The organism is Acinetobacter portensis, from assembly GCF_023158935.1.
In the GTDB taxonomy this organism is placed as follows: domain Bacteria; phylum Pseudomonadota; class Gammaproteobacteria; order Pseudomonadales; family Moraxellaceae; genus Acinetobacter; species Acinetobacter faecalis.
This window is the reverse complement of record NZ_CP096121.1, coordinates 88,255-110,494: the sequence shown is the minus strand read 5'-3', so window position 1 is coordinate 110,494 and position 22,240 is coordinate 88,255. Positions and strand designations below refer to the sequence as shown.

Annotated in this window: 16 protein-coding genes and 2 pseudogenes; 8 read left to right on the top strand and 10 right to left on the bottom strand. The window is 37.1% G+C overall.

The window, feature by feature from the left end; translation table 11 throughout:
* Positions 1-842 precede the first annotated feature (842 nt).
* Positions 843-6,068, top strand: a complete 5,226-nt coding sequence (locus tag MZO21_RS13330) for an AAA domain-containing protein (RefSeq protein WP_005005740.1) — start codon at positions 843-845, stop codon at positions 6,066-6,068.
* A 3-nt stretch (positions 6,069-6,071) separates the two neighbouring features.
* On the top strand, positions 6,072-7,448 hold the full coding sequence (locus tag MZO21_RS13325) for a hypothetical protein (protein ID WP_005005738.1): 1,377 nt from the start codon (positions 6,072-6,074) through the stop codon (positions 7,446-7,448).
* 144 nt (positions 7,449-7,592) lie between these two features.
* Here MZO21_RS13325 and tnpC read toward each other — a convergent pair whose 3' ends face one another.
* From tnpC to MZO21_RS13305, 4 genes and pseudogenes are all read right to left on the bottom strand, one after another.
* Complete coding sequence (gene tnpC, locus MZO21_RS13320) at positions 7,593-9,218, bottom strand: IS66 family transposase (RefSeq protein ID WP_046023745.1); 1,626 nt, start codon at positions 9,216-9,218, stop codon at positions 7,593-7,595.
* Positions 9,219-9,292: 74 nt separating this feature from the next.
* Positions 9,293-9,628: an IS66 family insertion sequence element accessory protein TnpB gene (tnpB, locus tag MZO21_RS13315; RefSeq protein WP_000618090.1), complete on the bottom strand. Its 336-nt coding sequence runs from the start codon at positions 9,626-9,628 to the stop codon at positions 9,293-9,295.
* The gene (tnpA, locus tag MZO21_RS13310) at positions 9,625-10,053 is read right to left on the bottom strand and encodes an IS66-like element accessory protein TnpA (RefSeq protein ID WP_000364662.1); all 429 of its coding nucleotides are present in this window, start codon (positions 10,051-10,053) and stop codon (positions 9,625-9,627) included. The genes tnpB and tnpA overlap by 4 nt, the downstream gene beginning before the upstream one ends.
* A gap of 121 nt (positions 10,054-10,174) precedes the next feature.
* A pseudogene (locus MZO21_RS13305) lies at positions 10,175-11,097 on the bottom strand (IS5 family transposase).
* A 145-nt stretch (positions 11,098-11,242) separates the two neighbouring features.
* On the opposite strand from MZO21_RS13305, the gene MZO21_RS13300 reads away from it, so the two are divergent.
* A complete protein-coding gene (locus MZO21_RS13300) occupies positions 11,243-11,569 on the top strand; it encodes a hypothetical protein (protein ID WP_005028412.1) in 327 nt (108 codons plus the stop codon).
* A gap of 146 nt (positions 11,570-11,715) precedes the next feature.
* Here MZO21_RS13300 and MZO21_RS13295 read toward each other — a convergent pair whose 3' ends face one another.
* Genes MZO21_RS13295 through MZO21_RS13280 form a run of 4 tightly spaced genes read right to left on the bottom strand, consistent with a single transcriptional unit; the run spans position 11,716 to position 16,510 of the window.
* On the bottom strand, positions 11,716-13,341 hold the full coding sequence (locus MZO21_RS13295; RefSeq protein WP_005006366.1) for an SAVED domain-containing protein: 1,626 nt from the start codon (positions 13,339-13,341) through the stop codon (positions 11,716-11,718).
* A gap of 2 nt (positions 13,342-13,343) precedes the next feature.
* On the bottom strand, positions 13,344-13,844 hold the full coding sequence (locus MZO21_RS13290) for a Mov34/MPN/PAD-1 family protein (protein ID WP_005006362.1): 501 nt from the start codon (positions 13,842-13,844) through the stop codon (positions 13,344-13,346).
* Positions 13,829-15,487 (bottom strand): ThiF family adenylyltransferase, encoded by a 1,659-nt coding sequence (locus MZO21_RS13285; RefSeq protein WP_005006360.1) that lies wholly within the window; start codon positions 15,485-15,487, stop codon positions 13,829-13,831. Before MZO21_RS13285 ends, MZO21_RS13290 begins: the two co-directional genes overlap by 16 nt.
* A gap of 9 nt (positions 15,488-15,496) precedes the next feature.
* On the bottom strand, positions 15,497-16,510 hold the full coding sequence (locus MZO21_RS13280; protein WP_005006358.1) for a nucleotidyltransferase domain-containing protein: 1,014 nt from the start codon (positions 16,508-16,510) through the stop codon (positions 15,497-15,499).
* Between the two features lie 731 nt (positions 16,511-17,241).
* Between MZO21_RS13280 and MZO21_RS13275 the strand changes: the two genes are divergently transcribed.
* The 5 genes from MZO21_RS13275 to MZO21_RS13255 all read left to right on the top strand — a co-directional run bounded on the left by MZO21_RS13275 (position 17,242) and on the right by MZO21_RS13255 (position 20,920).
* Entirely contained in the window at positions 17,242-17,808 is a 567-nt protein-coding gene (locus tag MZO21_RS13275; RefSeq protein ID WP_000678311.1) for a recombinase family protein, read from the top strand.
* Between the two features lie 114 nt (positions 17,809-17,922).
* Positions 17,923-18,849 (top strand): chromate resistance protein ChrB domain-containing protein, encoded by a 927-nt coding sequence (locus tag MZO21_RS13270; RefSeq protein ID WP_026055779.1) that lies wholly within the window; start codon positions 17,923-17,925, stop codon positions 18,847-18,849.
* Entirely contained in the window at positions 18,846-20,195 is a 1,350-nt protein-coding gene (gene chrA, locus MZO21_RS13265) for a chromate efflux transporter (protein ID WP_001060713.1), read from the top strand. Before MZO21_RS13270 ends, chrA begins: the two co-directional genes overlap by 4 nt.
* A 196-nt stretch (positions 20,196-20,391) precedes the next feature.
* Positions 20,392-20,637: a type II toxin-antitoxin system RelB/DinJ family antitoxin gene (locus tag MZO21_RS13260; protein ID WP_000246755.1), complete on the top strand. Its 246-nt coding sequence runs from the start codon at positions 20,392-20,394 to the stop codon at positions 20,635-20,637.
* Positions 20,627-20,920 carry a type II toxin-antitoxin system RelE family toxin gene (locus tag MZO21_RS13255; protein ID WP_000221358.1) on the top strand — a complete coding sequence of 98 codons (294 nt, stop codon included), beginning with the start codon at positions 20,627-20,629 and terminating at the stop codon, positions 20,918-20,920. Before MZO21_RS13260 ends, MZO21_RS13255 begins: the two co-directional genes overlap by 11 nt.
* Positions 20,921-21,131: 211 nt before the next feature.
* Here MZO21_RS13255 and MZO21_RS13250 read toward each other — a convergent pair whose 3' ends face one another.
* Complete coding sequence (locus MZO21_RS13250; RefSeq protein WP_001067858.1) at positions 21,132-21,836, bottom strand: IS6-like element IS26 family transposase; 705 nt, start codon at positions 21,834-21,836, stop codon at positions 21,132-21,134.
* Between the two features lie 63 nt (positions 21,837-21,899).
* Positions 21,900-22,103, bottom strand: a pseudogene (locus tag MZO21_RS13245) (LysE family translocator); the annotation flags it as partial.
* Positions 22,104-22,240: the final 137 nt, after the last annotated feature.

Below are 22,240 nucleotides of genomic sequence, written 5' to 3'. Positions count from 1 at the left end.
GTCTCGAACGTGCACGTAATTTTGGATTGATTGGTTTGAATGCAGAAAATGTAAATTATGCAAAGTAACACCATGAATATAGCTGATGATTGTACGGTAGTACGTAGACCGTATCAAAGAATGACGACAGCTAACATGCTTAAGATTTGTTATAATAAACAAATTGTTAGTATCTAAACGACACATGAGCTGTCATTTTTTGGAAATTGCGACTACCCTATTCATTTTAATTCGAACTTTAACTTATGTTCACCTGAAGTCTAGTTAATAAAACTTTTAATAATTTTATTTATTATTTTCAATAACTTATATAAATAAAAAAATAATTATAAATTTTTGGTTCATGAACCTAATGAATTTATTGATACTTTTATAAAATAGAGTTAATTTGTCCGAGAGATATGGGTAGATATCTATTTTTGGTCTTTTTAGTGATTAGAGATATGACCATTGTCATCAAATTTTAAGGAATTCCTTAAGTTTTTTTCTTATAATTCAATAAAATAATTTTGAATACTCAAAAATTAAATGTAATATAAGTCACATTATGAACCGTTAAGTGAAATACGTTTTGCTTAAACGAATGATTGAGTTAGATCATCTAAATGATGATCGTGCTAGAAGACTCAGGTTTTACACCAAAATATTTGGCAGACTTTATTTTAAATACAATCCTAAACTGAATATAAAAAACCTTCGGAGGGCTTATTTGGCCAAACTAACCATCAACCTGAAAAAACTAAATTCTTACGCTAAGTATTTTTTCTAAAAGACACCGTACATATAGCATTACTTTATGTTAATAAAAATTTAGCATCATTTTTGACGCTTATTTGTTGTATGTGCAAAAGCAAGACATTTTAAATAAAGAATCTTTTAATATGAAAGTTACATATCCAGAGACAGGTATATACGAGCACGAACTCAAAGCAATTGATAAGATTAAAAAGGTCTTTGATCGTGGCGAAAAAACTAAAAACTGGCGAGCATATGCTGGTTTTGAATTTATGCATAAAAATGGAAAAAAAGCAGTAGCGAAAGGTAGTTCTGAGAAATTTGAATATGATCTCCTAATTATTACTCATGCAAACATTTTGGTCATTGAATTCAAGGACTGGAACGGTAAGGAAATTACAAAAGTTGCAGGAAAATGGTACGTAGGTAATAAAGAGCAAGATTCATGCCCTGTAGCTAAAAATGTAAAAAAAATGCAAATTATAGTTAATAAACTAAAGGATAAAGTTTCAGAAAAGAAAGCTAAGGGCATTACATTTCATTACCAAAGTGTTTCTCACTTTGTTGTCATGTGTGGTAAAGCAGATTATTCGCGCCTGCCTCCAGAAGATTTAGAGCACATTCTTTCGATAGATGAGTTTATACAATTAGCTCAACAGAAGAATTTTAATAATATGTTCCGCAAGCATCTGGAACGTGATGGTCGCATATATGATATTAAAAAAGAATATCACGCCATTATTGATGAAATTTTTGCGCCTGACCAAATTCAACCACGCTCTTTGATTATTAATAATCATGAACGAGGTGACTTGATCTTACCGCATCCTAAAAAGATTTATAGCGAGTATAAAGCGCATTCATTGACCATCGTTGGTGAAAAATCTTTAATGCGTTGTTGGGATTTTAATGAATTCAAGTTGAGTAACTCAAGAATGAGTCAGCCTCAACATCGATTCAACTTGATCTGCAATGAGCGCCGGGTTTTCCAAAAAATTAAAACAGAAAAGCCTGATCTTTATCAAAGTTGTTTGCACCCGATTACAAACCCAAGTCTTGATGACATGACATCAAAATATAATGAGTTGTATGAGTTGCCTGAGAACAGCTATCGAGTCAACGAATTCATCGGCGCTTATGCTGAGAAAATGTCTGAATCTGAGAAATTGGATTTATTCCAGATTTTGCTTGGTAAATTTAATCACCTACATCAAATGGGAATTACTCATGGTGATGTGGGTGATCATAGTGTGTGGATCTCTTATAAAAAGGAGATATTGCTATCCAATTTTTCGGCAGCAAATGATCAAACACAGCCCTCGAAAATTGACCCTGAACTGGCTAACGAACTCCCATTTTTGAATACAACAGCTCATCTTCCGAATCTTGCGCTGACAGCTGCACAAAAGGATGTGTATTGGTTAGGGCAGTTAATCCTTCATATTTGGAAGAATGCTCGACTGAGCCCACGTTCATTGAAAAAATTTAGTCTTGAGGAGCGAGATCAGAACCACTGGTTAGAGCGTATTTTAACACGAGCTTTGACAGGGAAATATGATAATGCATGTGCAGTATTCCAAGATTTCTTAGCTCAAAAACCTGCTGAACAAGTTAGTTATGAACTTGATGCAGATGTACTGAATCCATATTTAAATCAGACAAATACCTATATCAGTTACCCGATATTTGGCGCGCCTATTGATGCTAACCAAAATTTTACACTCTATGCATCAGGCAACATGTTAGTCAAAACATGGATGGGTAAAGTTGCATCTGCAATGACAACTTATCAAAAGAGTTGTTTTAAGCGATTCTTTGAAGAACTTAAAATGACGCAGGCTCTCAATTTGCCATACCTTCCTAAGATTATTGATTTTGGTTTATCAACTAGCACAGCATGTGTGTATCTAGTAACTGAAATGGTAAAGGGTGAAGCTTGGTCAACGGTTATTGAGGGCTTAACTGAGGATGAAAAAAATGAACTTTCACTTCAGTTATTGCATTCTCTGAAAAAATTTCATGAGCATGGCTTTCAACATGGAAACTTGGATGATGAAAAGATTCTAGTAGATAAAACAAACTTGAAAGTTAGTTTTAATGATTGCTTCCATCCTGAAGTACCACAACCTGATTCTTCTAATGCTTATTTCCCATCTGATATTGAAGATCCAACAGTCATTCAGTGTGACAACTTTACTGCATTGAAATTAATCGCAGATCTATACGATATAGACTTGGCTGTGGATGATGTGGCTTCAATGGATCCTACTTTATCCTGGCTAAATACAGCCTTGAGCATAGAAGGAATGGAAGATCCAAGTGTACGCTATATTGATAATTCTCGCTTTATAGAGGCATTTGAATGTAAGGGTGCTATTGTAAAAGAAGCTCCTCAGATTAGTATTTATACAAGTAAGGTTGAGACGCCCTTTACGATTTATCCCGAAAACGGCAAAGTTTATATCCAACTTGAGGCAGCAAGTGAGGGGGATTTTCGATTTACACTTAGCGGAATCAATGGCATGTTAAAAGGGTTTTATAAGCCCCATGAAAATCAATTAAGTTTCCTTGATTTTGTCAAAAAACAAGACCTGTGGTGGAAGGCTAGTAGGGATGCAGATCTGACTATTGATGTTAGCATTGAAGTCCACCCGATATCTGGGATGAGTAAGCGTGACAACATTGTAGAGTTAAATGACTTCTTAGCAAAAGATCAAAACTTTAAGGATGCTATTGAACAGTTTAAGCAAGCACAGCTCAAAAGGACTCAAGAGAAAGAGGAAACATTACGGGCTCTGCGTGAACAAAAAGCATTACAAGAAGAGATAGGCGATGTTATAGCTACTGATGAGCTTATGGCACAGCCAATGAGTCATCTGCCTACACATAGCCACTTAATTGATATTGAAACGAAAGAGTTGTGGAAAAAAGTCATGGCGACTGAGCGTCATGCACATCCTACAATCACTCTGTCTGAGCCGTTAAAGATAGTTTCGAGCAAACATTTTAAAGATTCAAAGAGTGCTATTGCATACTATGACTCTGCAGAAGATGTTTCAGCTAAATTTTCAAAGACCGATAAAGTCGATGTAATGTGCACTAAAGAAACTGGGGCGGGAGGTGATTACACTTTCTGCATAGGTACGGTGAATATTGCGCAATCAAAAGTCGGAGAATTGTGGATCGATTTTTGTAAAAAAACAAATGAAGTTCCTGAAGAAGCAACACTGTTTCTACAAAGCAAGGCAGATAAGTCATCTAATCGGAAACGTGCAGATGCTCTGACAAATATTCTGAGTAATAAGGCTGTCATTGAAAATCTCGTAGATTACTTTGAACCATCATTAGTGATTGAAGCAAAAGATTATGAGATTGAAGTGCCTGATGAAGATCTAGATCACTATAACAAATACAAAAATGGGGAATTGGTTAAAGCCCTCAATCCATTACAACGTAAAGCGTTCCGTAATGTGCTTAAGTATGGACCTGTATCACTATTAAAGGGACCACCAGGAACCGGCAAAACTGAATTTATCTCTATACTGGCTCACTATCTCTATGATAAACAAAATGTATCTAACATCTTAATTGTTAGTCAGTCGCACGAAGCTGTAAATACAAGTGTTGAGCGTATACGTCAGCTATGCACAGAGTATGACACACCATTAAGTATTGCTCGAATAAGCAATAAAGAGAGTGCTGTGTCTCCTGAATTAAAAGATGTCTATACAGGCTCAATTATTACGAGCCAGATAGAGCTGTTTAAGTCTAATATTAAAGAAAGAGTGCTTGAGCTTGCAAAAGATTTATCACTTGAAGCTGAATACTTGAGCGATCTTTATGAAATCAGAGTCACTATTTTAAATAGTCTTAAATCTGCGTATCAGTCAATCGACCAAGATGATCTTGATCAAAAGTTTAGTTTCTCATTAGAAGAGTATACCCAGGCTTTCAAATCAGCAATGCATAAGCTGAAGAGCATGTTTGACGGAAATCAAGACTTTTGGGATCAACTGGAAGACTGTATCAATGATAAAGAGATAACAGTATTAAACCAGTTAAATAAGATCGACATGATTACGTTCGCAGCACTTAATCAATACTACGGGGTATCTAATGAGGAAGGACTTAAAGCGAAAGCCTTGATCAATATTGCCCTAGATTATGAACCATTAATTGAAAGCCAAAATGCTAATTATGAAAGTTTTCTGGTCAAAACAAGGCAATTAGTCTGTGGCACATGCGTTGGTGTTGGCCAACAAAGTATTGGAATCGCCAATCACGTATTTGATTGGGTGATTATTGATGAAGCAGCACGTTCAATCGCTTCAGAATTGGCAATTGCAATGCAGTCAGGTGCACGTATTTTATTAGTTGGGGATCAAGACCAACTTCCTCCACTATATTCGAGCGATCATATAAAGGCTTTAGCTAAGCAACTTAAGATATCAGATGATGATTTGGAAGATAAATTACAAAGCGACTTTGGCCGTATCTTTAATTCACATTATGGACTAAAGGCTAGTTCAGAACTCTTGTCACAGTACCGAATGAGTCCGAGCATCGGCGAATTAGTTTCAGACTGTTTTTATGAAGGAAAACTTGAAACTGAAGTTGTCGATTCTCGTGGTTTAAGTGATGAAGAGCTGAAAGAAATTAAGTTAAAGCGGATTGTGCCTGATAACTATGCATCCGACATCGTAATAGAATTGAATTCAACAGTTACTTGGGTGGATACTGGGAATGCTGAGCATTTCAAAATGGAGAAAGGTAGTAGTATTTATAACCCACATGAAATTAATGAAATTATCGATTTTCTTCAGCGGATTGACCAAGACAAACTCTTGTTAAATAAATTAGTGCCAGAGCCTGATTCCCTTAAAGAGCCTGCTATTGGTGTAATTTGTACCTATGCTGAGCAAAAAAACCGGTTAAGAAAAGCCTTCTCTTTGTGTGAAGTGTCAGATGCATTGAGATCAATTGTGCGTATTGATACGGTGGATAGTTATCAAGGTAAACAGAATAAGATCATCATTCTCTCAGTTACGCGAAATGATCCAACTAAGTTTCCTGCATTTTTGAAGTCACCAAATCGTGTGAACGTGGCTTTATCTCGCGCAATGGATCGTCTTGTAATCTTTGGTGCGTCAGAAATGTGGCAAGGAGTCAACAGTAACTTACCTTTAGGACGCGTATTAAATTACATCAAGTGCCGTGAAAATCAGACTTTAGAATATCGATATATTTCAAAACGCGCCATTGTCAAAATAGTACAAAACAATCCGCACATTAATAAAAATAGATCAAAAAAATATAGAAAGGCAGGGGTATAACTCATGGAAAATTCACTAAGAAGCTATCATGACGTAGATGTTACATTGCCATCACAACTATTCAATGTGGCATTTAGCTATACCACAACAGATACCTTAGATTTTATTGATTCTATGGTATTGCGCCTATTGGTAATTGCACCACTTTCTGCTGAAAAAATAGCGCGGTTCTTAGGGTTATCTAATCATGAAACAGATGTGCTATTAACTAAATTATTAAAACAAATGCAGATAAAACATCTTGAAGATGATCGATTTGCTCTGACTCAGCGACTTGAGAAAGCATTCTCGGATGTTTGTGCAATTCCTTATGTAAATAAGATTGAGGACAATATTCAAAAGATGAGTTTTGAGATGATTGGCTTGAATCCTGAGCCAGTTAATCCCAACGCATCTGACAATGGGGCAAATTCAATTAAATTAGATGCTTCTAACCAATACCTTTCAAATGGTGAGTCTTTGGTTAGTAAGGAGTTTCAGAAAAATTTTCGATTTTATTTCAGCCAAGGATTAGTTAAGTTGAATCCATCAGTGGATGAAAAGAAGCTGCAACTGTATAAAATGAGCCAAGTGGAAAAATTGCGAGACCATTCTCGTCGTTTTACATTACCATTGACGCTTGATGAGAATTATACACCTACAGAGATTAGTGATTTTAATCACATGGAAAATCTTAACAAAATCGAAGATTCTCTTTACGCTGCTCTTAGATCAGCTAAGAAGCCACAAAATATTGAGGATATTCTAAAGGTACTCCATGAATTAGATATGGAGGATACTTTTTCAGTTGAATCTATTTTTAGCGAGAATAAGCTTAATTTAGATCGCTTATTTAAGCTAGAACACAAATCCAATGAATACTTTATCGGGCCAATATATTCTAAGGAAAATTCAGACCTGTTTTTCAAAACAATCAAACAATATCAAGACCAGAATAATGATGATAAACAGCTGTATTGGTTAGCTCCATCAGATGAATTTTGGGGTAAGTCAGATAGATTTAGTGATTTTATTGATCGTTTATCGACAACCACAATTACCAAAAACTTTAAATGCTTCTTACCAGTGGCATACAGAAATGATAAACAATCAATCGCAAGTTATAAAAAACTAATCACAGCTGAGGCAGGAGCCAAGCACTTTCTAACGTTTAAGGAAAGTAGTGTAGTTTTTGACGGTAATTTTGAGCTTTTGGTTATGAAAGACTCTTTTTGTGTTTTGATTATTCACGTTAGTGATTCATCCACAAATATTTTAACAACAGTGCCTGTGGGTATTATTGTCAAAAATAAGGCTATTGCCCAATCGTTTTATAAGTTTTTTGAAGACTTAGAGAACGATGGAGAGAACTTCTTTGGTTTATTAAATTCTAAAAAATAGAATAATCATCTTAAAAAGCTAGCAGATTTGCTAGCTTTTTTAAACTCAAATTAGAGTGGCAACAATCCAGACCAGACATTTCTACTTTGAAGTGGCTTTGTTGCACAAAGATTGTAAGCATCCGCTGAACGCCATCGCCAAGTTTTAACGGGGTTCAGGTTTCCAGCGGTGAGGTAGTAATTCTTCTATTTGGGGCACTTTATGTGTTGGCAACCTTTTCAGCACATCACTTAAATAGGCATACGGATCCAAGCCATTCAGCTTTGCTGACTGGATTAAAGTCATGATATTGGCAGCTCGTTGACCACTGCGCAGCGAACCTGCAAATAGCCAGTTCTTACGCCCCAAGGCCCAGGGACGCATTTGGTTCTCTATCCAATTATTGTCAATGGGTAGATTGCCATCATCCAGATAGCGGCTTAAAGCAGTCCAACGTTTTAGGCTGTAATTGATCGCCCGGGCGGTTGGAGAACTCGATGGCACCGTCAGCTGATGTTGGTTGAGCCATTCATATAGTTGTTGCATGACCGGTTGACTATGCTGTTGTCGGTATTCGCAGCGGTCTTCCGCTGTACCATCCGTCTTTTTTCTTAATTCTGCTTCTATCGCATATAATTTCTGAATCAGCACTAATGCCTGTTCAGCGACCTGACTTTTCCCAGTTACATGCAGTTCATGGAATTTACGACGTGCATGGGCCATGCAGCCCACCTCTATGACCTGGCCTGATTTAAAGCGTGCTTTATAACCACTGTAATCATCACAGACTAGATAACCCTGCCAGCCTTTCAAGAACTCTGCAGCATGCTGGCCTGAACGACTATCCTGAAAGTCATAGATCACCGCCTGAACTGGATTGTACTGTGTAGTGGCATAGGCCCAGACATAACCTTTCTTCGGTTTTTTATCATTCTCACCCATCCGCATGATGGTGACCGGTGTTTCATCTGCATGCAGCACCTGCTGTTGTAGTACCACCTCTTTTAAGGCATTGGCCAGAGGTTCCAGTTCTACACCGCAGCGACCTATCCAGTCAGATAAAGTTGATCTAGAAAGTTCGATTCCCGCCCGCTGATAGATCAGACGTTGACGGTACAGCGGCAAATGATCGGCATATTTCGATACCAAAACATGGCTGAGCAGTTCAGGTGAAGCAATGCCTTTATCAATCACATAGGCGGGCATCGCTTGCTGAGTCAGGGTGTCACACTGATCACAGACCCATTTACCACGCACATGCTGTTCCTTATAGAACTGTGCCGGTCTGAAATGCAGTTTTTCACTGACATCTTCGCCGATACGCCGGAGTTGGCATCCACAAGCACATTGGGTTGATGCAGGTTCATGCTCAATACGGATGGTGTGTAGATGATCTGGCAGTGGTCGACGTTTAGGTTTATTGGTTTTGGCTTTGTGTGTCGCTGCATTGGTTTTATCTGCATTTAGCCGTTCCAGTTCTAGATCAACCGCGGCAATATCTTCTTCAACCGCTTCATCCCACAGATGGATTTGTTTTGCCGTTAAGTGTTCATTCTTTTGGGCGAATTTGTGCTTTTTAAACAGCGCCAGTTCATGCTCGTATTTTTGATTGAGAATAGAAAGATGTTGAACTTTAGAATCTAATTGCTGATTGGTGACTTCAAGATGTTGAACTCTGGCATCTAATTGCTGGTTTGATTGTGCTAGAGACTGATGCTGCATCGCCAACTGCCGGGTAAATTCCAGCAGTTGTTCATGGGTCAGTTGGCTTAAGTCAGGCAGCGTATTCATGACCGCAGTATGCCTGAGGTCATGATGCAGAGGAAATAGAACGTTTGGAGAATAGCAGAATGGATGAGCCTGGTTTAGAGCATTGTTACCACTTGCTGCAGTCCGATTCTTTGCCAGGGCAAACCCTGGATCAGTGCCTGTAACTGCTCCGGGCTGATCGCCATACTTTCACCCTGGTGAACTTTAGCCCAGTGGAATTTCCCCTGTTCCAGCCGCCGGGCACACAGCCAGATACCCAGTCCATCATGCACCAGCACTTTCATACGATGGCCACGCTTATTACAGAACAGGTAAGCGCAATGCGGTTTGATGTAGCCAAAGGCTCTCAGCACCTGAGCCATGGCTGTATCCATCCCTGCACGCATGTCCATCGGCTGGGTAGACAACCAGATCTCATCAATACGAATCATTGAGTCAAACCCTGGATCAGCAACAGTAATTCAGTTACTGACTCCACCGGCCAGTCGATCTCGATCATCTGATCCCTTGCGGAACTTGGTGCCTCATGTAATGGAATCCTGATATGAGCGACAGCTTTCTTCTCTGGCACAGGTGGTAGAGGTGCTTCTTGTTTGACTGGAGTCGGGTGAAGAATGACCGGAAGAAAGTCAGTCTGTGGAATGGATGGGGTTTTTAATGCAGGGGGCATTGATCTGGACTGACGAATCCATTTATGTAGCAGATTGGCATTGATCTGATGTTGCATTGCTACCTTGGCCACTGATGTATCTGGCTGCTGGCATTGCTGAATAAGTTGATGTTTAAATTCAGCTGTGAAGGTTCGACGGGGCTTTTTTAGCGTTGGTGCACTGTCTATAACTGTCTTTAAATCCATAAATAGGTGTCCACTTAAATTTAAGTGGACACTATCGCGGTATTAATGAGTTAGAAAAAGTGGGGTTCAGCGGACGCTTACCAAAGATTTGAAATGCAAAGCGCCCCTAATTGAGCCAAATTTAAGGCGTAACTTGGGTAAGTGGTCGACCTAATTCCGTAAATCTGTTAAGGACTGCTACACGTGCATGGATCTCATTCACTTGGCTATCAAAACTCCTTGCACTGAGTTTATCTCCTAATAATTTGATGCAATGCATCTTAGTTTCAACCAAACTTCGCCGATGATAGCCTGACCATTTTTTCCATAGTGTCCTGCCTAAACGTTTAATTGTTCGAAGTAATTCATTTCGCTCTAGCGAGCTACTCTTTGTATCTTTCCATTTTTTCTAGGTGGAATCACCGCATGCGCTTGCCGATCTGCAATGACCTGACGGCATTGCTTGGTGTCATAAGCCCCATCGGTATAAACAGAGTCAATCCGCTCATCTTGTGGAATCTGATTAAGTAAATCACCAAGCACCTGTGAATCACTGACATTATTGGTTGTAAGCTGAACTGCTCGTATTTGTAGGGTTTTAGCATCTATACCAATATGAAGTTTACGCCATTGGCGACGATATTCAGGTCCATGTTTCTTGCGTTTCCATTCGCCCTCACCTAGAAACTTCATGCCTGTAGAGTCCATGAGTAGATGCAGCCCATCGCTACTTTTTTGGTAACTGATTACAATATCAATATGCTTTTGTCTTCTACAAAGCGTGGTGTAATCTGGAGCTATCCAATTTAATCCGCAAAGTTTAATCAGACTTTGCACAAAGCCAGTGACCATACGTAAAGACAGACGGAATAAGGATTTAATCATTAAGCAGCATTGGATGGCTGCGTCGGAGTAGATTTGATTTCGCCCTTGTTTGCCTTTTGATGGAGCATATCATTGCGTAGCAGGATCAAACCAAATGGCAATATTTCCTCGACTCATGAGTGCTCGGTTATATGCGGGCCAATTGGTTGTGCGGTAGATTTTGTGTGTAGGCTTCTTCATTTGAAAATTATATCGCTGAAAAACCCTTTACAGATAGGTTTGTGCAACAAAGCCATTCAGAATTGAAATAGAAAAATTTAAAAATAAATAACTTGGAAATAGATTTTATGATAAAATTCAATCAGCTATATTAATTTCTACACTTATGTCTGCACTACAAAAAATTAATGAAGATATGATAGTGAATCTTCCTAAGGGTGATTTACACGTTCATTTAAATGGAGCTATTCCAACAAATTTAGTTAAGGAATTATTAGCAAAAAATACAAATGGAATTCCCTCAAATTTTGATATTAATAAAGATTTAAATATTCTCGAACCACAAAAAAATCTGCAAGATTATTTAAAACCATGGAAAGTCTTAAATTTAATACCTAGATCGCAGAGTGATTTAAATAAAATAGTATTACAAACATTTTTTAGTTTAAAACGGCTTTGTTGTATAAACATTCTTCAAGATACTGATTTTTAAGGATTTGTTTAAATTTTAATCCAAAAATAAATTAAACAAAATCATAGTCTTAGATATTTATGCAACAAAGCCCCATTAGAGCTAAACTCCATTTACTAATGTCATATTTAAATCTAATGGTATGAAAGTACTATCAAATATACTGTTTAAATTACAGCGATTTCATTCTTGCTTCCATTATTTCGAATTTGAAGTCTTGGAACCATTGAATTATTTAAGTAATCATAAATAACCATTTCAGGATGATGCAGATCAAATGCTTGTCCAAACCATATACAAGCAGCATTGGATGCACATGGTAAGACATGAATTTTGGTAATTCCTTTATCTGTTAGACTATGAAATAACGCATGAATATCTTGCATGAAACTTAGTCCTCGTTCAGGATTTCTTATTGCTCCATTCCCCATATATTCTGGTTTAGCAGTAATATTAATTACCGGATGTCCTAATTCAACAGCCTTATTTTTAGAGGTTTCTGGATCAGCAGTGAGATTCAATCTAATAGTAATTTCAGTACAATCTTCTATTTCACTGAAATTATTAATTTCATACGCTTTGGTTGTACATATAAGATCAGGCCACATCCAACAACTTCCATCCCTATACATAAGCATAGGTATAAATTTCCCTTTATTTCCTAATTTACTTCCTAATGCTATTAGGCATGGCATAGGGCCGAAGCCAAAAATAGCTACTCTCTTATCATCAAATTTAGTTTCCCTAAGTAATTGTTCTGTTTGAACTTCAAATTCTTCTAAAAAATACTTTTTATAGAACTCATCAGCTGAAGCTCTTAAATGAGCTGGTAATGGTTCATGAATTAGTGTCTTATCTTTATGCAAAATAGATTTTAATGGGAGAAGGCAGCTTGCAATATCACGTCGTGAAGGAGACTGAGGAATATTGCGATTCACGGGCCAGAAAAATAAATACACTGGCATAGGAGTAAAGCTTAAAGAATCTAATAAATCTTCGCATTGTGCTGTGAAATTACTTCTCATTTGCGAGAGTCTTGAAGCTGTATATTCTGCGCCAGCAACTTTATCAATTAACCTATGATGTTTTTCACATAATAATAAAATATTCGTTGGATCATCTGATAGTTGATATGAGAAGAAGGGGATACCGCGAGTAGAATTTTCTGATGCTGCAACATTATGAGCTAAAACGCCATATGTACCTTCAAATCCAGTTATTTCATCTATGTTTAATTTTGCACCACATCCTTTAAACATACATCGGCCATGACTTGAGAGATAAATCTGGTTTTTATCTTTTTCAGATAAATCGTTACCCCTACCTGTAAGATGCTCAAAATCAAAAATTCTTTTTATGAAATATTCTAATTGGTTTACAGGGTTTGGTTTTTGTTTAGGAATCTTTCTAGGAACAAAATCTACATCTTTAACTTCGCTCTCTTGAGAGGAGGTTAAATTCCATGTTTCTTTTAACTTTTCAAAATCATGTAGAGTGTGGGCATCAATTATGTGACCTTGAAGAAAGCGTGCATAAATGGAAATTTTTTTGGCAAGCAATCTTCGGACAAAAGTTAAAGTATCATCATAATTGAGAATTATACGGAAAAAACTTTCAGGGCTTTTATTTTTCAATAAGACAAAAATTATATTTTTACGTTCTTCATCAACTAATACACCTAATGAATCTATACAAATATGCTTTAAAATTTCTTCTATATATTTATTTGCATTTGATAAATCATCTATTGCTGATAAAGAAGTCTGTAAACTTAGGGATGGGTCTAGTTGCATTTTCAATTTAACTCAATATAACCTAACAGTTTGATTTTAAAATTTTTTCTACCAATCCAGATTCCAGTTTTTACTCTTCCGATTATTAAATATAAAACTGGGTCATTAAGATTGGTAATGCCATTTAGAACAGTATCTATATCCCTTAAATCGGTTGGAGAGGGTGTTGGTACATCTTCAGGATGTGTATGCCATAGGCCTTGAAAATTATAGAATTTTTTAGATTCGTTCCAAGCTTGTATTAAAGCATATTGGTGGGACTTTGACCTAAAGAAAGACATACGTGTTTGACAGTCTCCTTCCATAGGAGAGGTAAAGCTTTCAATGATTTTAGCTTTAGTTTCTATGTCTGTTCTTCCAATTAGAATGCCACCCGATTCTGGAGAATCTGATTCTAATTGTATAAATTGCTTTAAACTCTTTAAAACATTTGCTTGAATAATAAAGACTTGGCCTGTAGGTGTGTCACATTTAATCCTCCCTTGAGTTATGTATTGCAACATGGGCATACTTCTTTATAAATTTCTTTTAAATTCAATATATTAATTCCATTTGAATTATTTACTGAATTATAAAAAGGGGTAGTAATTATTCCATTTTTATTTGCATTCTGATTGTCGCCAGAAATAGAAACAAATCCTAATTGTTGATTCAGGACATATTCAGAAATATAGCTTGCTAGCTTCATGCAATTTAAAGAAGAGAAGGGGGTAAATGCACCAGCACACCCTGTAATATTTTTAGCAATTAGCTGTCCAGATTGTACATATTTATACATAGGGGTAAGACTTTTATTTGATTTTTCATCAAAATATAAGCAGTTTAAACATCCTACATGTTTATTATTGAAAGAAATAAAATGTCCACCTAAATCATAAGGTTCTAACCAGCCTATTATTACTTGAATGTTTGCACTTATTTCATAAATAGTTTTTACGAGAGAAATCTCAGTAGGAGTATGGCCAATTGCTATGATGATAGTATCAATATCTTCAGTAATTTTTGATTTTATCCAGCTTTCACCATGGCTTACGAATGGAAAAATAGTTAATCCGGGCCTTTCTATTAAAAACTTATTAGCTAAAGAAGTAGATTTATAGGTATTAACATACTGCAAACCTAAAGAATGACGATAAATATTATCTGTTTTTAAAAGCTCTGGATCTATGAAAGAAAATTTATTTACGCCTGTTTGAGCTAATATCTCTGCAATCTTTGAGCCTAAAGCCCCACATCCGATAATCGCTATATGTCTTGTTTTTTTCTCTTGCCCCGTTCTATTTAATAAATAATCTATCCACGCTCTTTGTGTTAAAGAGACTTTAAAGCCTTTGAAGGATACTTTTTCTTTGAAAGAATACCAAATGGCATAATAAAAAATCACATAAGCAAATCCATGTTCATTTGGAATTCCCACTAGGGCATAATGATTGCCTTGTTTTAACAAAGATCGTTTGTTCTCATTAGAGAGGGTATTAACAATTTTTAGAAAATAGTCCTCATTAAAATAATCTCCTATATCTGGTATGGGGAAAACAGAAGCATCTTCTAATAATATCTTATGAATTTTTACTTTTGTGAGCTGGTTGTGGTTTATGTAAGAACTATCGCCATCATCAATATGCTCTAATATTTGATGATTCCCTTTTGATGATTTTCTTAACCAACCATATAAATTAAATGTAGAAGTAGGGTCGCAATGTAATATTACATCCTCATTTATATTTTGAGTGCTGCCTAAATATCCTTCTAGTTCGTTATACAAGCTTACTCGGTTGTTTAATTGAAAATTAATAAAAGATTGCTTGAGTATATCTATAGCCCTTTCAAAGAATTCAGTAATAAGTTCTTTATGTCTATAGCCTTCAAAGTTTTCACCTTGATGATCCGTAGTACAAATTTCCCCACTTTGACTCACATGATCTAAGGCAGACATTGGTCGTGTCAATATTCTAAAAATGGGAGGTATCGTCCAATTAGCTCTATTTTGAAAAATTAGACCAAGGCAAACCTGTTGTGTATTAATGAGAAAATCAAATTTTAGATTAACCCAATCCTTAGTAATAGAAGTGACATGGATATTTTGAGCTCCATGTTCACTTAATAGCTTTTCAATATTGTCTAACTTTGGGTTATCAAAAAACATTGAGTTTTCCTAAGCAGATTTTCCTTCTTGAGTGTAATAAGTTTGTACTACTGGTTCGGACACTTCTTGTATTTCAGGGATAGGGAATTGTCTTCCAAAAGTTTTATTTAAAATTTTGCAAGCTTCTACTGTATCAGTTTCCTCATTTACAGCTTCTAAAGATGATTTTAAATCTTCAAGTTTTGATTTTAAGTGCTCCATTTGTTTTCGGGTCAATTTTTCGAGTAAGTCTACACCTTGATGTGCAGGTAAATTAATTACGAGTCTGAAGTAATACTCGTTATTTTCTGGATCAATGCTAAAGGTAGTGAATTGATCTAATACATTATTTACTATAGAAAGTAATACCTTATTATCATTCTCATAATCTTCAGCTGTTATATGCTCATATACAGCTGTAGTGATAGCAATACTCTTAAAAAAATCTAGACCTTTCTCATTTCGCCATTGTTTCAAGTAGCGAGTACATCGTCTAAACTGATGACGTAAATCTGAATCATCTTCAAATTTTCCCAAAATTGTATCGGTAAGTTCAGTAGGATTTGAAATATCCCAAGTCTTAAGGTCTTCAGAGGAGAATTCCTTACCTCGAGCTAGATACATATTGCCTTTGTCGTCTTCAGCGTAGATGGGCAGATCTACATGATAATCGGGACTACCATTTTTGAGATAAGTGACAGTTACGCAAGGTCGTTTGATCGTTACAGTTCTATTTGAATGAGTTAAAGCATCTCTAACAATTTTTTTAATTTCTACTGAGCCATATTCCTCTTTGTCACAATCTAATAAAACTCCTACATCAATATCATAATCTCCATTCTTAGGCTTAATCCCTGTGCCCAAGGCATAACTACCTTGATTAAAGTATTCAACAAATTGAGGACCATTTGGATCCTTTTTGAGTTCATCTTTTAAGGTGCTAATCAAAAGGTCACGTTTTTCACGTAATGTACTTTCTTCGTCATAACGACCTAATCGAATATTTGTGTGGAACTTAGCATAGTGTTTTTGTGGATTCGCCATATTGTTGTATTCCTGTAGTGCTTTTGTTGTTATGGGGATCTCCTATATTAAATACAAGTTAAGACATTAAAAAAAATAGAATTTTTAAAGGGAAAATTTAATCAAAAAATATTTAAACAAACGATGAGATGTATCAATCTCCAATTTTTAGCATTCCTTCCCAACTAAAATAGTTTTGAGTCAAATTCTTTCTGGACATCGCCCATACACGACCATGCATCTTGCAAGGTCCAATTACGGCATCGCCACCACAGAGTAAAAAGAATGTTCAAAATAAACAGTCTAAAAATTCTGAATAGCCTTTTAGAACAGAGAGTTAAGGCACACAATTTAAAATAGTCAGTGAGCCTATCAAAATCCTCATGTATGAAACCTAAGAAGTTCCACATTTTTCTGGGTATACAAGCCTAAATTTTATGGAAAGAATTCATATGCTGCTCCTTTAGCTAAAAGAGTATTCAGCTTACGATTCGTGGTTATTTTCAACAGTGCCTTCTGGTAAGGGTCGGCACCTGCACATCAAAAAAATCTCCCCCCAGAGTACGGCTGTTTCTATCGGGGGTAGAATATTCATTCTGTTACTTTAGACTATACCCTAAAGTTACAATCTGAAAGTTCATGAAATTATGTATCATTTAAATGATTTTTAATCATAAGTAACATGTAACTTTAGTGTTAAAGAATTATAATTTACGAAATTGTTCATTTTTATCCAATTGGGGCGTGAAAAAGTGAAAGGCCAAAAAGTAGGGTATGTCCGGGTAAGTTCTGTCGAGCAAAACACTGGACGTCAACTTGAAGGAATTGAGGTCGACCGGATTTTTGTTGACCGTGCTTCAGGTAAAAATACTGACCGACCTAAATTTCAGGAAATGTTGAACTATGTCCGGGAAGGGGACAGGGTGATTGTACATTCAATGGATCGTTTTGCGCGAAGCCTAAAAGATTTGGTCACTGAAGTAGATAAACTGGTCAAACGAGGGATCGCCATCCAGTTTGTAAAAGAAAATATTACTTTTACAGCCGAATCCACCCCGATGGATAATTTGATGCTTCAAATGATGGGTGCTTTTGCACAGTTCGAACGTGAGATCATTTTAGAGCGGCAAAAGGAAGGAATAAAACTCGCCTCTGCTCAGGGGAAGTACAAAGGTCGGGTGCATAAACTAAAGCCTGACCAAGCTGAAGCTTTACGACAAGCATGGAAGGAGGGGAAGTATCCATCGAAAATGGCATTAGGGAAAGCTTTTGGGATTAGTCGTCAGGCGGTATACCGATATTTACAAGTTAGTGAATAGCTTATTGGGATTAGCAAATCTTTTATGACTTTTACATATATTCTTATTAAAGGAAAACTATTTTTAATCTTTTAAAATAGTTATAAGATAAACAAAATTTGTTGATTTTATAACATGAAAATATCATTACTGATCTCATCACTTCCCAGTCAAAGCACAACCGCAAGAATGCGAATTTGGCGTTCATTAAAGTCAAATGGTGCAGCAACTTTAAGAGATGGTGTTTACCTCTTACCCGAAGCACATTCTGAAAAATTTGAGTCTGTTGTTCATGATCATCTTAATGAACATGGGCATGCCTATATCTTTCAGACTGAACCTCCTGCACATTTAGACCTTGCTCAACTTTTCGACAGAACTGGAGAATATGAAGAACTGAGAACTGAAATTTCACAAATACAAAATACGCTTGAGGAAAATAAGAAAAAAGAACATCTCAAACAGATTCGAAAATTAAGAAAAAACCTCAATTCACTGATAGAAATAGATTTTTTCCCAAATACTCATCAAAGCAAAACACTGAATGAACTCACCCGATTAGAACAAGTTATTGCCCGGTTAGGTGAATACGATGAACCCAATAATTTTGAACAGCAATTAAAAGTCCTATGCAAGCAAGATTTTCAAAATAAAATCTGGGCAACCAGAAAGCGTCCTTGGGTTGACCGTTTGGCATCGGCATGGATCATTCAGAAATTTGTAGACCCTCAGGCAAAATTTATTTGGTTAGAGCATCCCAATGATTGCCCCAAAGATACCTTAGGTTTTGATTTTGATGATGCCCAATTTACCCATATCAATCATCTAGTCACTTTTGAAGTGTTAATGCATAGCTTTGAATTACAAAACCCTGCTTTAAATAAAATCGCTGAAATTGTTCATTTTTTAGATGTTGGGGGAAATGAGCCTGCCGAAGCCTTAGGCATTGAAAAAATCTTGCAAGGCTTAAGAAGCACGATCACAGATGATGATCAATTACTCCATCTTTCAAACCATATTTTTGATGGCTTATATGCAGACTTTCAAAGGAATTTAACATGAATAATAAGCCATCTTTAATAGATGAAACAGAAATTGAATCTATCAGCTTTTGGCAAGCATTCAAATTTTGGTTAAAACTGGGATTCATTAGCTTTGGTGGTCCTGCCGGGCAAATCGCTGTTATGCACCAAGAGTTAGTTGAAGAAAAAAAATGGATTTCAGAACAGCGTTTTATGCACGCATTGAATTATTGCATGCTCTTACCCGGCCCCGAAGCTCAACAACTTGCAACTTATATTGGCTGGTTAATGCATAAAACCAAAGGTGGCATCGTTGCAGGGGTTTTATTTATTCTACCTTCTCTTTTTATCCTCATTGGGCTGTCTTGGGTCTATGTGAAATATGGCAACGTCCCGATCATTGCCGGTTTGTTTTATGGCATTAAGCCCGCAGTTGCCGCAATTGTATTTCATGCCACGTATCGTATTGGCAGTCGTTCATTAAAGAATAAATTTCTATGGGCGATTGCAGTTATCGCTTTTCTTGCAATATTTATTTTTAATATTCCTTTCCCTTTAATCGTTTTATGTGCAGCGATATCGGGTTATTTGGTCGGTAAAAAGTATCCTGATTTATTTAAGCTAAATGCACATCAGTCCAGTCAAAAATCCTATGGACGTGCAATTATTGATGATGATACCCCTACACCTGAACATGCTGTTTTTAAATGGTCTCATCTGATCAAAATAACTGTAATTTCAGCACTTTTATGGGCAATTCCACTCATCTCTTTAACAGCAGTTTTGGGATGGAGTCATTCTTATACTCAACTGGCTTGGTTCTTTACTAAAGCTGCACTTCTGACATTTGGTGGTGCTTATGCTGTTCTGCCTTACGTTTATCAAGGCGCTGTCGGTTTTTATCACTGGCTCACCCCAACTCAAATGATCGATGGTTTAGCCCTAGGTGAAAGTACTCCCGGCCCATTGATCATGGTGGTGGCTTTTGTCGGCTTCTTAGCAGCTTATAACCATTCGCTGTTGGGTGCTGAATATCAATTTATTGCAGGTGCATTAGGTGCAATCATCGTCACGTGGTTTACTTTTATTTTCTCATTTTTCTTTATCTTAGCCGGAGCACCTGTTATAGAGTCCACACACAATCAAATTAAATTTACTGCCCCTTTAACCGCCATTACCGCTGCCGTGGTGGGCGTAATTTTAAATTTGGCACTCTTTTTATGTTACCACGTGCTTTGGCCACAGGGTTTTGAAGGGAATTTTGATTATATCTCTGCCATTATTGCAATTTTAGCTGTAGTCGCATTATTTAAATTTAATCAAAGTGTGCTCAGAGTCATCATCGGTTCTGCTTTAGTGGGTTTAACGATTAAAATTTTACTATAAAGAATGAACACTAGAGGTATGGATAAAAAATCTATGCTTCTTTTGACACGATTCAAGGTATCTTCTTTCATATAAAAAATTAAAGAATATTCCACTAAATCACTCACCATTTAACATAATGGTGGTTATGCGAAGTCGACTTGTAATGCAATTTGCATTACAATATTCCTAGTACATTAAATACTTGGGAAATATGATGGCTACTGTTAACTTCAGGATCGATGAAGCCCTTAAAGAAAAATCTTATTCAATCCTTAAAGAGCAAGGTATTGCACCTACTGATTTCTTCACTAGTATTCTTGAGTATGTTGCTACGACTGGGAAACTGCCTGTCAAAAAAGCTTTGCTTTCGGAAGAAGATGAAGAATTATTAGCTCTTGTCCGTAAGCGCATTAATGATCCTAAAGAGATGTTTGAGGAAGTCACATTAGATGACTTATAAGCTTTTACGTCACAAGGACTTTACAGCAGAATGGGAAAAACTCCCTGTTGCTATACGAGATCAATTTAAAAAGAAACTAGCCAAAGTCATAGAGCAGCCACATATTCCAAAGAATATGCTTAGAGGCGATCTTGCAGGTTGCTATAAAATCAAATTATTAAAAGCTGGTGTCCGACTTGTCTATCAAGTTAAAGATGATCAGGTAGTTATCCTGCTCATTACCGTCGGAAAACGAGCTGATAGCATAGTTTATGACGAAGCGAAAAAGCGAATTAAAGACTAAAAATGGGAGCTTATAGCTCCCATTTTTGTGTAGAGGCAGCAAGATTATGCTGTTTTGATCAGAACTCAGTTAACCATCCCGGGATTCTGCTCTGGCCCATTCAGCGCAGTTTTTTACTTTGGATGAAGTTAACCCATGTTATATTGCACAAGATAAAAAGGCACTGTTGCAAAGTTAGCGATGAGGCAGCCTTTTGTCTTATTCAAAGGCCTTACATTTCAAAAACTCTGCTTACCAGGCGCATTTCGCCCAGGGGATCACCATAATAAAATGCTGAGGCCTGGCCTTTGCGTAGTGCACGCATCACCTCAATACCTTTGATGGTGGCGTAAGCCGTCTTCATGGATTTAAATCCCAGCGTGGCGTTGATTATCCGTTTCAGTTTGCCATGATCGCATTCAATCACGTTGTTCCGGTACTTAATCTGTCGGTGTTCAACGTCAGACGGGCACCGGCCTTCGCGTTTGAGCAGAGCAAGCGCGCGACCATAGGCGGGCGCTTTATCCGTGTTGATGAATCGTGGGATCTGCCACTTCTTCACGTTGTTGAGGATTTTACCCAGAAACCGGTATGCAGCTTTGCTGTTACGACGGGAGGAGAGATAAAAATCGACAGTGCGGCCCCGGCTGTCGACGGCCCGGTACAGATACGCCCAGCGGCCATTGACCTTCACGTAGGTTTCATCCATGTGCCACGGGCAAAGATCGGAAGGGTTACGCCAGTACCAGCGCAGCCGTTTTTCCATTTCAGGCGCATAACGCTGAACCCAGCGGTAAATCGTGGAGTGATCGACATTCACTCCGCGTTCAGCCAGCATCTCCTGCAGCTCACGGTAACTGATGCCGTATTTGCAGTACCAGCGTACGGCCCACAGAATGATGTCACGCTGAAAATGCCGGCCTTTGAATGGGTTCATGTGCAGCTCCATCAGCAAAAGGGGATGATAAGTTTATCACCACCGACTATTTGCAACAGTGCCAGCAATATAATGAATCAATCCATGTGGAATAACAGCTTCACCTATATAGCCAAACAATACGAATAAGATCAACATGGCGAAACCAATGCCTAGGTAAAATCCTATAGTCTTTTTTAATTGACCTGTAAGGCCAGAATTTAGCCCCATAAAATTTACAGGGCCTGGGCTATACATAACGCTTAATGTATAAAGAAATATTTCCACAGAGTTCACTCAATTAGATAGCAATAAACATCAAAGAGAGAACGGTATCGAGTTATAGGCCTTAAAGATTGTACGTTTGTGCTGAACTAATTAAAAATTTCTATTTAACTTATGTTCACCTAAAGTTCACTTCATAA

Excerpts from the sequence above, each read along its gene's own strand:
- tnpA (WP_000364662.1), bottom strand. The coding sequence starts at position 10,053 with ATGGATTTAAAGACAGTTATAGACAGTGCACCAACGCTAAAAAAGCCC.
- MZO21_RS13250 (WP_001067858.1), bottom strand. The coding sequence starts at position 21,836 with ATGAACCCATTCAAAGGCCGGCATTTTCAGCGTGACATCATTCTGTGG.
- MZO21_RS13285 (WP_005006360.1), bottom strand. The coding sequence starts at position 15,487 with ATGTTTTTTGATAACCCAAAGTTAGACAATATTGAAAAGCTATTAAGT.
- MZO21_RS13260 (WP_000246755.1), top strand. The coding sequence starts at position 20,392 with ATGGCTACTGTTAACTTCAGGATCGATGAAGCCCTTAAAGAAAAATCT.
- chrA (WP_001060713.1), top strand. The coding sequence starts at position 18,846 with ATGAATAATAAGCCATCTTTAATAGATGAAACAGAAATTGAATCTATC.
- MZO21_RS13325 (WP_005005738.1), top strand. The coding sequence starts at position 6,072 with ATGGAAAATTCACTAAGAAGCTATCATGACGTAGATGTTACATTGCCA.
- MZO21_RS13300 (WP_005028412.1), top strand. The coding sequence starts at position 11,243 with ATGTCTGCACTACAAAAAATTAATGAAGATATGATAGTGAATCTTCCT.
- MZO21_RS13270 (WP_026055779.1), top strand. The coding sequence starts at position 17,923 with ATGAAAATATCATTACTGATCTCATCACTTCCCAGTCAAAGCACAACC.
- MZO21_RS13295 (WP_005006366.1), bottom strand. The coding sequence starts at position 13,341 with ATGCAACTAGACCCATCCCTAAGTTTACAGACTTCTTTATCAGCAATA.
- tnpC (WP_046023745.1), bottom strand. The coding sequence starts at position 9,218 with ATGAATACGCTGCCTGACTTAAGCCAACTGACCCATGAACAACTGCTG.
- MZO21_RS13280 (WP_005006358.1), bottom strand. The coding sequence starts at position 16,510 with ATGGCGAATCCACAAAAACACTATGCTAAGTTCCACACAAATATTCGA.
- MZO21_RS13255 (WP_000221358.1), top strand. The coding sequence starts at position 20,627 with ATGACTTATAAGCTTTTACGTCACAAGGACTTTACAGCAGAATGGGAA.
- MZO21_RS13290 (WP_005006362.1), bottom strand. The coding sequence starts at position 13,844 with ATGTTGCAATACATAACTCAAGGGAGGATTAAATGTGACACACCTACA.
- tnpB (WP_000618090.1), bottom strand. The coding sequence starts at position 9,628 with ATGATTCGTATTGATGAGATCTGGTTGTCTACCCAGCCGATGGACATG.